This is a genomic window from Neobacillus terrae, assembly GCF_011393025.1.
Taxonomy (GTDB): Bacteria; Bacillota; Bacilli; order Bacillales; family Cytobacillaceae; genus Neobacillus_A; species Neobacillus_A terrae.
Window position 1 is genome coordinate 1 of the sequence record NZ_JAAOEO010000016.1, and the last position, 13,794, is coordinate 13,794.

Annotated in this window: 13 protein-coding genes; 7 read left to right on the forward strand and 6 right to left on the reverse strand. The window is 40.7% G+C overall.

The genetic code is table 11. The features are described from left to right. Positions 1-231: 231 nt before the first annotated feature. The 4 genes from G8761_RS18950 to G8761_RS18965 form a co-directional block, all read right to left on the reverse strand. On the reverse strand, positions 232-1,692 hold the full coding sequence (locus G8761_RS18950) for an amidase family protein (protein WP_166029620.1): 1,461 nt from the start codon (positions 1,690-1,692) through the stop codon (positions 232-234). A gap of 117 nt (positions 1,693-1,809) precedes the next feature. After that, positions 1,810-2,622, reverse strand: a complete 813-nt coding sequence (locus G8761_RS18955) for an STAS domain-containing protein (RefSeq protein WP_166029537.1) — start codon at positions 2,620-2,622, stop codon at positions 1,810-1,812. A 118-nt stretch (positions 2,623-2,740) separates the two neighbouring features. Then, positions 2,741-4,312 (reverse strand): FMN-binding glutamate synthase family protein, encoded by a 1,572-nt coding sequence (locus G8761_RS18960; protein ID WP_207789278.1) that lies wholly within the window; start codon positions 4,310-4,312, stop codon positions 2,741-2,743. Between the two features lie 54 nt (positions 4,313-4,366). Next, positions 4,367-5,002 carry an NAD(P)H-binding protein gene (locus G8761_RS18965; RefSeq protein ID WP_166029539.1) on the reverse strand — a complete coding sequence of 212 codons (636 nt, stop codon included), beginning with the start codon at positions 5,000-5,002 and terminating at the stop codon, positions 4,367-4,369. Positions 5,003-5,176: 174 nt separating this feature from the next. On the opposite strand from G8761_RS18965, the gene G8761_RS18970 reads away from it, so the two are divergent. The 4 genes from G8761_RS18970 (at position 5,177) to G8761_RS18985 (ending at position 7,586) form a co-directional block, all read left to right on the forward strand. Continuing rightward, entirely contained in the window at positions 5,177-5,638 is a 462-nt protein-coding gene (locus tag G8761_RS18970; RefSeq protein WP_166029540.1) for a hypothetical protein, read from the forward strand. A 129-nt stretch (positions 5,639-5,767) separates the two neighbouring features. Then, positions 5,768-6,712, forward strand: a complete 945-nt coding sequence (locus G8761_RS18975) for an aldo/keto reductase family protein (RefSeq protein WP_166029541.1) — start codon at positions 5,768-5,770, stop codon at positions 6,710-6,712. A 281-nt stretch (positions 6,713-6,993) separates the two neighbouring features. After that, on the forward strand, positions 6,994-7,248 hold the full coding sequence (locus G8761_RS18980) for an amino acid decarboxylase (RefSeq protein WP_166029542.1): 255 nt from the start codon (positions 6,994-6,996) through the stop codon (positions 7,246-7,248). 128 nt (positions 7,249-7,376) lie between these two features. Beyond that, positions 7,377-7,586 (forward strand): heavy-metal-associated domain-containing protein, encoded by a 210-nt coding sequence (locus tag G8761_RS18985; RefSeq protein ID WP_166029543.1) that lies wholly within the window; start codon positions 7,377-7,379, stop codon positions 7,584-7,586. Positions 7,587-7,624: 38 nt separating this feature from the next. On the opposite strand, the gene G8761_RS18990 is transcribed toward G8761_RS18985, so the two are convergent. Beyond that, on the reverse strand, positions 7,625-8,647 hold the full coding sequence (locus tag G8761_RS18990; protein WP_166029544.1) for an ATP-grasp domain-containing protein: 1,023 nt from the start codon (positions 8,645-8,647) through the stop codon (positions 7,625-7,627). A 554-nt stretch (positions 8,648-9,201) separates the two neighbouring features. On the opposite strand from G8761_RS18990, the gene G8761_RS18995 reads away from it, so the two are divergent. Together G8761_RS18995 and G8761_RS19000 are read left to right on the forward strand one after the other, a co-directional pair. Further along, complete coding sequence (locus G8761_RS18995; protein WP_166029545.1) at positions 9,202-9,405, forward strand: hypothetical protein; 204 nt, start codon at positions 9,202-9,204, stop codon at positions 9,403-9,405. Then, positions 9,362-9,577, forward strand: coding sequence for a hypothetical protein (locus G8761_RS19000; protein WP_166029546.1), 216 nt, complete (start codon positions 9,362-9,364; stop codon positions 9,575-9,577). Before G8761_RS18995 ends, G8761_RS19000 begins: the two co-directional genes overlap by 44 nt. Before the next feature lie 87 nt (positions 9,578-9,664). Here the strand turns inward: G8761_RS19000 and ppc are convergent, their stop codons facing one another. Next, positions 9,665-12,427: a phosphoenolpyruvate carboxylase gene (gene ppc, locus G8761_RS19005; protein WP_166029547.1), complete on the reverse strand. Its 2,763-nt coding sequence runs from the start codon at positions 12,425-12,427 to the stop codon at positions 9,665-9,667. Positions 12,428-12,643: 216 nt separating this feature from the next. Here ppc and G8761_RS19010 point away from each other — a divergent pair, with 216 nt between their 5' ends. Beyond that, a complete protein-coding gene (locus G8761_RS19010; RefSeq protein ID WP_166029548.1) occupies positions 12,644-13,483 on the forward strand; it encodes an STAS domain-containing protein in 840 nt (279 codons plus the stop codon). Positions 13,484-13,794: the final 311 nt, after the last annotated feature.

Below are 13,794 nucleotides of genomic sequence, written 5' to 3' on the forward strand. Positions count from 1 at the left end.
TTATCGTCGTTGAAAACAGTGTTGCCAAGAGTGAATAAAATGACTCTTTCTTTTTACACAATTATATGGACTCAATCGAATTTTTCCAAGTAATGCACGAATTCTTTCAAGTAATGCACGAATCCCCAAAAGAAATGCCCAGCAAAAATAAGGATTGCACAAGTTATAGCGAGAATGCACAACATTGATCATTTATGCCCATCCCTGGCATCCCTAACATCTCTGTAACCTTTACTTCAGAAACATAGGGTTTTTTTTCACGTCCTGCCAGTACTCGGTTTGCTCGAAAGTTCCTGCCATTTGATATAATAAGTCCTCTCTTCCTCCTGCAGCCATGAATTGGACGCCTATCGGGAGTCCATCTGCGGTCATATGCAAAGGAACCGACATAGCGGGCTGGCCGGTTAGGTTCGCAAGCTGGGTAAACGGGGTCCGTTTCAGGCTATTCTCTATTATGGTATCAACTATCCCAGCCTTCTTCACAAGTCCTCCAAGTCCAAATCGCCCAACCATACTGATCAGCCTTTTTTCAGAAGGGCTTGGATCAAGTTCACCAATCCTTGATGCAGGGAACGCGGTGGCAGGAGTAACATAAAAATCGAAATTCTCATGAAAGCTTTCCATTGCATATGAAGCAATATCCCATTCCCGAAGGCTCAATACCCATTCTTCAGCAGAGGTTACTTTTCCAAGCAACCCAAGCAGCCATGTGGTTGGTTCAACATCCATCCGGGTTACCTTGCGGCCGAGTATTTCCTCCATGCTAGCCAGTGCAGCTGCTACCTCACCAAAATACATGGTAATATAGCTTTTCGCAATCTTTTGACCATCAACCGGAGCATTCTTTTCTGTTACTTCGTGACCCATACCCTCAAGCAATCTAGCTGTTTTCATTACTGCCTCTTTGCATTCAGGGTGAACCTCCGTCCCAATCGGCGACGCGACTGAGAAGGCAATTTTCATGGGCCGGTTAAACTCCTTATTCATGCTTTCCAGATAGGAATGATCAAATGGCGGAGCATGGAAGGCAGCCCCTTTTTCATGCCCTTTTAATAAATCAAGCATGTAGGCACTGTCACGGACTGTCCTCGTTAACACATGGTCGGCCGATGCCCCCTGCCAGTGCCTCCCCAGTCTTTTACCAACAGGGGTTCTTCCCCTGGACGGTTTTAATCCGAACAGCCCTGTAAATGCGGCAGGTATCCGAATCGATCCTCCTCCGTCGTTTGCTCCTGCTATAGGTACCATTCCCGAGGCAACAGCAGCAGCTGAACCGCCGCTTGAACCTCCAGGTGTATGGTCCGTATTCCAGGGATTTCTTGACGGGCCGTAATGTACAGGTTCTGTAATACCCATTAATGCTAACTCAGGTACATTGGTCACCCCTAAGAACCTCGTTCCTGTACCTCGCATTCTTGAAACAAATTCAGAATCCTCTTTTGCGATATATCCGCGTAATGCCCGTGAACCCGAGGTAATCGGTTCTCCTTTAATTTCCTGTATGATATCCTTTAAAAGAATTGGCACTCCAGCAAAGGGTGTAGCATTCTCGGATTCCACTTTTTGATGTTCGTATGTTTTATGAATAACGGCATTTAGTTCAGGATTGATTCTTTCTATTTTAGCTGTTGCTGCCTCAATGACCTCCTCTTTTTTTACTTCCTTTTTTTTAATCAGCTCGGCAAGTCCCATTCCATCAAAAAGTTCATATTGAAAAACTGTCACTTTCCCCACCACCCTTTGTTTTGTTTTATATTCTAAAAATTCAGTTAATTAACCCTTGATAAAAACCCGCAATAAAGCGGGCGTTTAAATGCTTTCGATTGCTTGCTTCACATTAGCGTAGACTTCAAAGGATGTGAAGTTAATCCCTTCACCTACTACATGCTGTGCAAGGTCTGGTCTTATGCCGGTAAAAATAATCCTTATTCCCAGCAAACGAAGTACATCGTATATCATAAAAATATGTCTCGCTATATTAGTATCAATGTTACCAATGCCTGAAAAATCGAGAATCAGGCATTCAACGTGCTGGTTTGCTATTTTAGGAACTACCTTATCTAAGAGATGTCTTGCTCTGTCTATATCAATAGAACCAATTAGAGGCAATACAGCAATTCCCTCATGAAGGGGTACAATCGGTGAGGCAAGCTCATTGATTTCTGCCTGTGCGTTTTTAATAAATTCGTCATATGATCGCTCATAAGCAAAAACGGTTTCATTTAAGCTTATATCGAGCATGTGGTTTACTCTTTTAAGAAGCATGACTACTTCTTTTGTATTCAAATCAAACTTAACCCCAAGATCCAGCATAAAATCAGAAAAAACCATCCTGGTATCAGGATAACGAATCAGAATAGACGAAATTTTTCCTCCCCGAGAGGCTGCAGCCTGGCCATTTTGCTTGCTCCAGTTCGATAACTCTTCAGGTACAGAACCTTCCTTGCAATCAATGGAGTCGGCAAGGAATTCAAGAAACTCTCCATACATCTGTTTAGCTTGATCAATATCTTCTTTTGGTACATCAAACCCAAATTTATGAATGATCTGGTCAACAATCTCATCAGCTAATTTACTATTGTTTTCTTTTAAGTATTCAACGAGAGTTGATACAGCGTTCATATATTCTTCCACGTCCCTATTTAAAAATGAATTAATGTGCCTGGACATTTTATCAACTCTTATAATATAACTTTTATTAAAAAATTACTAATCTAAATCTGCTTTCAATAAGAAAATTCTATCCTTCTTTTTGCAGCTGGGTTCTTTTAGCCGAACGCAGAATATCTTCCATCGGGAATACACGTCCAAATTCATCCTTATAAACAAGGTGCTTTCTTTCAAATTTAGTAGGACAGTCAATTCCCGCAGCAGCAGCCAAATTATATAGTCCCTCACGGAGAGAAGCTATATAATTGCAGACTCGGTAAAACTTTTCATCCACTACAAGGGCATCCTGAAGTTTTCTATCTGTTGTGGCAACCCCTGCAGGGCATTTATTAGTATGGCAAACTTGTGCCATAATACACCCAACGCTTATCATCATACCTCGCGCAATATTCACAAGGTCTGCCCCCATGGCAAGAGCTATTGCAATTTTATCCGGGGTAATAAGTTTACCAGAAGCAATAAGTTTTACCCGGTCTCTTACCCCGTATTGCTTAAGCATTTCATCAACGACTGGCAAAGCAGATTTAATTGGCAGTCCTACTGTATCAGCAAGCTCCTGAAACGTTGCCCCGGTTCCGCCCTCACCACCATCAATTGTAATAAAATCGGGTCCCTTTCCGCTTTCCTTCATGTAGGAAATCATATTTTCCAAGGCATCTAAATCCCCGATTACTATCTTGATTCCAACTGGTTTTCCACCGATGCTTCTTAGCTGTTCAATAAAGTCAAACATGGTTGGAGTATCGCCAAACTCGTAGAATCGGTTTGGACTGTTGATTGTTTTGCCTGGCTCTACTAGGCGGATTCGCGCAATTTCCTCTGTTACCTTTTCCCCTTCAACGTGCCCTCCGCGCGTTTTAGCACCCTGAGCAAGCTTCAATTCAAATGCCTTGATTACATCCATTTCACTTTTCCGCTTAAATTCTTCCCAGGAAAATTCGCCATTGGGTTTTCGTACACCGAACAGGTCTGGTCCAATTTGCATAATAATATCAGTATTTCCCTTTAAGTGGTGATCGGACAGCCCGCCTTCGCCTGTATTCATCCAGGTACCCCCTGCAAGGGCAAGACCTTTAGAGAGAGCGGTGATTGCATTTTCCCCGAGAGCACCGTAGCTCATTGCTGACTGGCCGATAAGCCCCCTAACCTGAAAAGGTTTTCTGCACGTTTTCCCGCCGAGCACAACCGCTTCGTCTTCGGGCAAATAATATGGATCAATAAGCTTTTCCTCGCTATGTTCTTTTCTAGTTAAAAGATTGTCCCCGTCTACCTTGTACACTCTCGTTTTTATCTTTTGAGAGTTATCGACCTTCATTTCGTCCCTGAGTTTTGGAAAAAGCGTGTTGCGTATATACATCCCTGCCTGTTCAAAGTCTCTGACTGATCCAAAGCCAATTAATCTCTGATGATATTTACCTGCTTTTACAACGTCCTGATACTCTTTTCTTGAAAAAGGCTTTCCTTCATTATCATTATTAAATAGATACTGTCTTAACTCCGGCCCAATCTTTTCAGTTATATATCTTACCTTCCCTATCACTGGAAAATTTCTTAGAATGGAATGCTGCTTTTGTCTGTCATCCTTGAAGTAAAGATAGATTCCAAGCACAATCGGCACAATGAAAATGACAGCAATAAACATAAATAGTGCGATAACCAGATAATCTGTTAAATGCAATTTCTCTCGCCCCTCTTTCTAAAAATCTGCCAATGCCTCTGCAATTTCCTTCTTTCCTGCTGTTACACTAATCGTTTTATTAAAAACATTTTCGATTTCAATGGCTTCTACCAGTACAGCCGCAATGTCATCACGGGAGATTTCATCCCTTTCACCCCTTCCGGCCTCAGATACCAAAATTTTTCCTGTCCCCGGCTGGTCTGTCAGCTTCCCAGGTAAAATAACGGTATAATTCAATCCAGATTCCCTTAAATACTCATCAGCTTTATGCTTTCCTCCAATTCTTGAAGGATTTCCGGGTTCTTCTGTATTTTCATGTGCCTTAACAGCACTTAGCATAATAAAGCGGTGTACCCCATTCTCCTTCGCTTTCTTCACCGTTTCTTCCAAACCATCATGGTCTATAAGCACTGTTTTATCACTTTGAGCTTTTTGGTTCACATCAGACAAGTAAATGACCGTGCAGCCTCCGTCAAGAAAGTCTTCCATCCTCATTTCTTCAAAAACAGCTGTCTCATCAGCTCCACGGTTTTTAGCCCCTTCCATTTGCATCTCTTTCCCGACAACAGCAAGGGATTGGTATTTCTTCTGCTTTAGTTTTTTGATAACATGCTCCCCTATTTCGCCATGCGCACCAAACACAACAACCTTCATAGAATCGCCTCCTTTTTTTATTTACACATTTCCACTGCATATTTTTTTAAAACCAAAGAATGTTGCCGCTTTTGTTTTTTCTATAAAAACTATATATAGCTAAGAATCCTGATTAAGAACTCCCCATATATTTAATAATGGTTAAGGAATATTCCAATCAAAGGAGAGCTTAGCTTGATTTGTATATGCGAAGAATTGGATTGCAGTAAGTACGGACTTTCAGGAAAAGTAGCTATTTTAGAAAATAAGCAAAGCATTCTTACATCCTTTAGCTTAAAAAATGAACGGTGGCTTCAGCTTCTCGGTATCGATCCTAGATTGTTAACTGTTTTTTATCAATCACTGGATCCCAGGTATGATTGGTTTATTGTTGTGTACGATTATCCCGAATTCTGCAAAGACCCGGATATAAAGGAAGCCATTCTATGGCATGAATTGGGGCATATCCAGTATCCTGTTCAAGCAGGCATGAATGATCTGGAAAGTGAAATAAAATGCGATGAACTTGCAGTAAAACAAGGTTTTAAAGCAGGACTTGAAAAAGTTCTGGATCTTACCCTTGAAATGGCAAGACATCTTAATCATGAAATACTCCAGCAAATGACCACAGCAAGAAAATTAAAAATCACCGGCTAAAAAAATTCACAATTTACTGAAAGCAATTAATGGAATTATTTCGAAAAACGTAGTATTGTGTATTTGAAGATTCGAAAAACTCGGCTTTTTCCTGCCGGATTTTCTTAAATTTAATAAGGGAGTGGTTGGATGGAATATCGTCGCTTGGGAAAAACAGGTTTAAAGGTTAGTGAAATCAGTCTTGGCAGCTGGCTTACATACGGCGGTTACGTCGAAGAACAAAATGCGGTTGCATCGATTGATAAAGCATTTGACCTTGGCATCAATTTTATTGATACTGCAAATGTTTATGTTCGTGGGGAAGCAGAAATTGTTGTTGGTAAAGCTCTTAAAAATTATGCCCGTGACTCTTATGTATTAGCTACAAAGGTATTCTGGCCAATGGGTGATGGCCCTAATGACAGAGGCCTTTCAAGGAAGCATGTGATTGAACAATGTAATGCAAGCTTGAAGCGGCTGAATACGGATTATGTTGACATTTATTATTGCCACCGCTACGACCCTGAAACCCCTTTAGAAGAAACTCTTCGCGCTCTCGACGACCTTGTCAGACAGGGTAAAGTTTTATATGTTGGCGTAAGCGAATGGACAGCAGAACAGATTTCAGAAGCTGTACATTTGGCAGATAAGAGACTTCTTGACCGAATTGTTGTAAACCAGCCTCAATACAGCATGCTTAACCGCTATATTGAAAAAGAAGTTCTGCCAGTCAGTGAAAAGCATGGCATTGGACAGGTTGTCTTCTCTCCTCTTGCACAGGGAGTGCTCACTGGCAAATACCAAAAAGGATCAGAACCGCCTGCTGGAAGCCGTGCCACACAGAAAAATCTTGGTTCCCTGTTTGGACTTTTAAACGACGAGAATCTTGATAAGGTGGAAAATTTAAAAGGTGTTGCAGCTGAAAACAACTTAAGCCTTTCACAGCTGGCATTAGCATGGATTCTCCGCCAGCCGGCAGTAGCAAGTGCTCTTGTAGGAGCAAGCCGTCCTGAGCAGCTTGAAGAAAACGTAAAAGCATCAGGCGTTAAACTAAGCCAGGATACAATCAACCATATTGAAGACATTTTAAGATAAAAACCTGTATTCGCCAATTCCCTTTTGGCGGCTACCCTAGTTTTTCTTATCGATTAGGAAATTATGAAAATCTTAATATCGAAATAAGGAACAGGCCTTCAAAAGAGCCTGTTCTTTTTTTGTTTATTTTAGAATCCAGTCTCCATTTTTGTCTATTTCGTGAACTCTCCTGTTTTTAGAAAAGAAAAAAGCAAAACATTGATTTAAATCAATTCTTTTGACCAAAAATTTTATTATGGTTGAGTTAGAAACTTTCAATAAATGAATGGAGAGGATATCATATGGAATTTCAAATGGACGGCACTAGAGCAATTATTGATGTAAGAGAAAGTGTTTTACGGGGAGAGCATCCAAGAAAGGAAATCCTTGATTTTGTAAAAAGCACACCGGTCGGTACAGTGATTGAAGTTCACCTTCCACACCGGGGAGAGCCAATGGCTGCTGGTTTTAGCGCTATGGGAATGAATGCGATTATTAATGAACTTGAACCTGGCCATTACAGGCTGATGGCTGTAAAACTGGAAGATCGAAGATAAATCGACTATCCACTACATTGACGAAACTTTAGCTTATGTTTCTCCTATAGTTGTGATTGTAAATTACATCTTTTTAGATGGGAATTTATTATATTTAATATATGAAAGAAAGTAAGGGGGAATTTCTAATGGGCTTTGCGACTATAAAAATGGAAGAGTTCGGGTGTCTCTCTTGTTTGAAAAAAGTCAAACGTGGCATTCAGAAGGAAGACGGAATTGAGAATGTTACCATACTATTTGATTATGTAAAAGTGAAGTTGACTTTTAATGAAGAACGAATCGGTTTGCAGGAAATTCAAACGAAAATCAACCGGCTTAAATTTAAAACCTTCGATTAAAATCCATCGCCCTGGAGGAGTATCCAGGGCTATTTTCTTTATATGATTTTTGAATCTAATATCATTTCTTTTTCCAAATGGCTTGCACGGATGCCAAATTGTGGACTTAAATTTTTAATTTCTTCTCCAAGAAGCAGTTTAAGGGCCAGATAGGGATAATTCACACCGGATAGGCAGCTAATATGAAGGCCTCCGCTCATTCGAGGGTTAATTTCCAACAGTTTCGGAATTCCCATCGAGTATTTAAACTGGATATTAAAAACATAAGGAAGCCTGAATTCCTTGTAAAATTCATGAGCAAGCTGGATCAGCTCATGGTTCTCAATAAGCTCCCTAACTCTGCCGTCCCCTTTCATGCGCGGGACGGCTGTAAATAATTTTTTCGTTGAAGCCAGGCAGTCTATACTATACTCCGTTCCTTCAAGGAATTCCATTACGATTAAATCAGAAAAATGTTCCTTCTGGCTTAATATTTCAAAGGCATATGGATAAGGAATACGGTATCCATTCCCTCCGCCAATCAATTGTTCGACCGTATCAATATTTTCCTTTATGACTCGAAACCCGCAGGCTCCCTCGCCCACGGCCGGCTTCATGCAGACAGTACGTCCCCGCTCTCTTAATGTTTGATAGGCATCCTTAAATTCTTCTGCATTATTAACAACAAAATACTCAGGGATCCTTATACTCGTTTTCTCCCCAACAACTTGATAAGCCTTTACTTTATTATCAAGCACCTTCATTAGCTCATAATCAGGACAGACAAGCACCTTGACTCCGATGGAATGAAATTTTTCAAGTCGTTTAGAGATTAAAACATTTTCTGTCCTTGGGATAAAAATATCTATTTGGTGGTTTTGGCAAAAATCCAGGCAAAAATCAATGTATTCCTCACCTTCCACATCAGGCTCCGAATAGGCGAAATCGCAAACCTGCAGATACAAGGCATCCAGGTTTGAATGGGTTCCATAAATAGTGAACTTTCTACTTTCCGGGTTATTTCTTATTAACTCAATAAAATGGGCTGCAGTGGTAAACCATCGGTTAAACCAAATGTTCATCTTAATCCTCTTTCATGTTGTATTTGGCTTTTCCATTATTTGTTTTTTTGTCGAAATTTATTAAAAAATAATTCGCCCATTTTTTCAATAAGTGGACAGGTGTTTTTGCTTGTCTCATTTTTTTCATACTATGTTAATGTAAGGTTAAAACATTACATACTCCAAGCCGAAAGGGGGGATATGTAATGGAATTAGGATTAGTGGATTATCTTGTTGTAGTGCTGATTTTAGTAGCATGGCTTCAGTAAGTCTTTTAAGCCCTGGAAGTGACACTACCGAAAATGCACTTAAAGTTTCAGCTTGTACAATTTTGGGCTGTTAATCCAATGAAAATAGGTTGACTTTTAACATGTTGCAATACATTTTCACAGGGAGCCTTGGAAGATTTTCTTTTCCAGGGCTTTCTTCTTGCGGAAAAATAAGCCCATTCTTCCTTTAGGTCTTATTAGCGGCTCAAAAGTCACTGGGTTTTCATACAATATAAGGACAACTAGTAAGCAATACTTTATGAAAATTTCAGAATGGAGATTGATATTATTATGCAGGAATCAGAAATGCCAAAAAAAAATGACGAGGAATCTGCACCTAATTTAGATTTTACTCAGCTGGCAGATTTACTAAAAATGAATTTACTTAATCTACAGGATGGAGGGAAATCAACAGGACTGAAGACAAAAGTAAATGCGGAGCCGCTCAAAAATATGGCTTCTAAAATTGCTTCAAAATCAGCCAGCACTGGATATGGGCTCCATCTTTAAAAGGGCAGGAACCATTGCAGGCAACAAGGAAGTTTTAAATGCAGTTAAAGGAATGGCAGAAGGTACTTCTTCTGAACAAAAAAATTCCCGGCTGGAGAGCCTTCTGGAAGAGCTGGTAAAAGAGGTTTCCCTTTTAAGAAAGGAAATTCAAGTTATAAGGCAGATACTGTAAATTAAAAAAAGGATCTATTCATAGCAGAATAGATCCTTTTTTTATAACTGTTTATTAACGAATCAAGTCCGCGGCTTTCCTCTTGTATCAGCCAGTATTCCTAAGTCCTGCAGCAATTCCGCTGATTGTTAAGAGAACCTGGGTCATGAGTTCATCATCGATTTCTTCTGTGTTCCTCAGTTCCTTAATCAGTTCAACCTGTATATGATTCAGAGGGTCTACGTAAGGATTGCGTCGATGGACTGAATCCTGAATATTCGGCGTGTGGTCAAGCAGCTCTTCAACCTGTGATATTTGCAGGAGAATGGACTTGGTTTTGTTGTATTCTTCCACAATATTATTGAAAATACGGTCGGCTATTTCTTTATCCTCTACAAGGGCACAATATTCGCTTGCCGTTGTAAGGTCTGCTTTCATTAAAGCCATTTGCAGGTTATCCACTGTTGAGCGGAAGAATGGCCATTCTTTGTACATTTCCTGCAGTAAAACCAGATTTTCTTGATTCTTTGCAGCAAAGTTTTCAAGGCCAGTTCCCGCTGCATACCAGGCAGGGAAAAGCTGGCGGCTCTGCGTCCAGGCAAATACCCATGGAATAGCTCTCAGGTTCTCAAATTGAGCGCTGTTCTTCCTGCTCATTGGGCGAGAGCCAATATTTAATTCCGCTAATTCCTTTAGTGGTGTTGCTTGATTAAAGTAAACCAAAAAGTCAGGATCAGCGAACACGAGGGATTGATATTTTACAAGTGAGACTTCAGAGATTTCCTCCATTGCCTCCTCCCATCTGATATCCCGGATATGCCCCTGCTCTGATTCCTTAGATACCTTAGCTGCTGCGAGAATCAATGTTGATGTTGCCTGTTCGAGACTTCGGTATGCAATATCTTCAAGCAAATATCTTGATGATAAAACCTCTCCCTGCTCGGTAATTTTGACTCCATCACCCAGGGTTTCTGCCGGCTGAGACAAAAGGCTTCGGTGCAGTGTACCGCCGCCCCTTCCAAGGGAACCGCCTCGGCCGTGGAAAAACTTCAGGCTGATGTTATATTTTTTAGCCATTTCATGAATTTCAAGCTGAGCTTTATATAGCTTCCAGTTAGCTGTTAAAGTTCCTCCGTCCTTACTTCCATCGGAATACCCCAGCATGATTTCCTGATGGTCGCCCAGTGTTTTCAGGTGGTTTCGGTATACTGGCAGATTAAACAGCGTCTCCATTATTTTTGGACCTGCTTTTAAGTCATCAATGGTTTCAAGCAAAGGGGCTACATTCAGATCGTTCTCAATCGAACCGTCCGCATGAAGACGATAAATCCCTGCCTCTTTTGCCATAAGCAAAACCTCAAGCAAATCGCTGGCCGACTGTGTCATGCTGACAAGGTAAACGGTAATTGATCTTTTTCCGAACTCAGTATGAGCTCTTTTGATAAGCTGGAAAACTTCAATCATTTGCTGTGTTTCCGGAGAATAGTCTTCATTCATTAATAGAAGCGGTCTCGGATCATTCAGCAGGCCGTCGAGCAGGCTTACTTTTTCACTTTCACTTAATTCTTCATATTTGTCTGTAATCCGAACTTTACGAAGGATTTCGGAAACAGCTGCCTGATGCTCACCGCTATGGTTGCGGATATCAAGTGTGGCAAGATGGAATCCGAACAATTCTACCTGGCGGATCAGCTTGTTCAGCATTTTGAGTTCATGATTTACAGGATGATGCTGGCGAATACTTTTTTGAATCATAAGTAAATCCTCAAGCATTTCTTCGGCTTTTTGGTATCCAATTTCCGAATTACCAACATTGCGAAGACGTTCAATCATTACAGCAAACTTGCGTCGGTAGACTTCAGATTCGATTGTCCAGCGTTTATCTTCAGTTAAGTACTTCTGCTCGTCTTTTTCAAGAGCTTCAATAAAAGCAGCTGGCACAGATACTCGGAGGTGCGAGTGACTGAAACGCTTCATTAATTCAGTTAAAACTTCCTTGTACTTTTTTAAAACAAGCCTTCGCTGCCTATTTAAGGTTTCCCATGTTACAGCTGGAGTGACATTTGGATTACCATCCCTGTCGCCTCCGATCCATGATCCAAAACGAAGAAACTCGGGAACCTTCCACTTATTGGTGTTGTAATGCATGTTCAGACTCTCTTCTACCTCCTGGTGGATTTCAGGGAGTACTTCAAACAGCGTCTGGTCAAAATAGTAGAGGCCATTACGGACCTCATCGATGACTGAAGGTTTGTTATGTCTTAATTCGTCAGTTTGCCAGAGAGCAGTTACCTCGTTAAACAGGCTATCTTCTAATTTTGTTCTTTCTTTTTTTGAGAGAATTGGAGAATCCAGCTGTTTCAGGATATTAGCAATCCTTTTTTGGATCTCAAGAATGGAACGTTTTGTTGCCTCGGTTGGATGGGCTGTAATGATAAGTTCCAAAGATAAACTGTTGATTACCTTTTCAATTATTTCACTCGTAATTTCATTTTCTTTTAAGGACAAAATCGCACTTTCAATCGATCCAGGCTGGGCATTTACTTCCGATTGAAGCTGATATTCCCTGCGCCTGCGGATTCGATGATTTTGTTCTGCCACATTAATTAAATGGAAATAAGCGGAGAAAGCACGGATAACCTGCTGACGCATTGGCGGAGTCAGCATGGCAATTTCCTGCTTTAATTCGTCATACGTTTCCTGGTGTTTTTGCGTGCGGAGTATCTTGCATAATGCTCTTATTTTTTCAACTTTATCAAGAAGCTCCTCGCCGCCATGATAGATTAGGATTTCGCCCAGTATATTACCAAGCATTTTTACATCCCTGCGCAGCGGCAGGCTGCTGTCATTTGTTTTTAAACCAGTCGGCATCTACTCATCCTCCCTAACACAGATGTTTGTGAATTTTTTAAATATTAATATAACATATGTTTTAAAAAATGTCCGATTTAAGCTTGTATGATTAAATTTTTCCGTTTATAACCGGCAAAAACTTCCTGTTTCAGTAATTACATACTATAATGAAATTCATTAGTTCAAAAATAAATTACTTTTTATACATATAAGCAAGTAAAGGGGTTTGAGTCAATGAAAGATGAGTTAAAATATTTCGGCGAAAAGCTTATTCAAGATAGTAAAAGGCTGGCCATAAAACTTGAGGAACACCTAAATGACAACTACTCCCAAAGTCTCCGAAATGCCGGTATGCCTTTAAATGAATTAAGAGAGATTCGGGCAGAAATAATTCATTGTTTAGGAGAAGCATTGAATGGTGATGAGACTGATATTTCCCAGCGTCTTGATAACTGGGGAATAAAAGCTGCAGAATTTGCCCTCCGGTATGAGGTCCCATTAAGCGGATCAATTCGTGCTGTTTCCTATTACAGGTCTGTCCTATGGGACGTTTTCACAGAGGAGTTAGAACTGCGTGACTTTGCTGCAAAAACCATGCTTGATATTGCAAAAATTATTGATCCCATGATTGATCAGGTTTGCAATGTCATAGGTGAAGTTTACGAAAGGCATAATCACCATCTTATGAGTGCAGCGTACACAGCTTTGGATGAATTATCGGTTCCCGTTGTACCCATTTCAAAAGGAATTGCCGTAATTCCAATTGTTGGCGAAATTGACGCCCGCCGCTCCAGACTAATTATGGAGGTTTCCCTTAACGCAGGAACAGAGCTCCAATTAAATCATATTATCCTTGATGTTTCCGGTGTGCCAATCGTCGATACAATGGCTGCAGACCAACTTATGAAGATTATTAGCGCGTTAAAGCTTACCGGAGTTGAAAGTATTCTAACCGGCCTGCGTCCTGAAATCGCTCAAACAATTGTCGGACTAGGTATTGGATTTACGGACATCCAAACACAGGCCAATATGCGTAAAGCCCTGGAGACCTTAGGATTTAAACAAGTGAAATAAAATGGCAGCTGTTTCGGTGTGACCGGTCTTTGGAGGATTTCCCCCCCCTTTGCTCACCCGCGCCATCATTGTCACTGGAAGGCTTGTCTGCTTTTGAAAGTGTGCATTTACAACTGAACTTGGGCACAATTGCAGGGACTCTGGCATTCAATTTCTGGATTCGTGCATTTAAGTTGGAAAATCGTGCATTCTTCTGAAAAAATTGTGCATTCCTCAGCCAAAATCGTGCATAAGCCTTTCAAAGCCGTGCATTTCTTTTTTAAAAGCCTTTTAACTTTGTTTAAAAATGCCTGTTTCCCGACTCTTCGGGC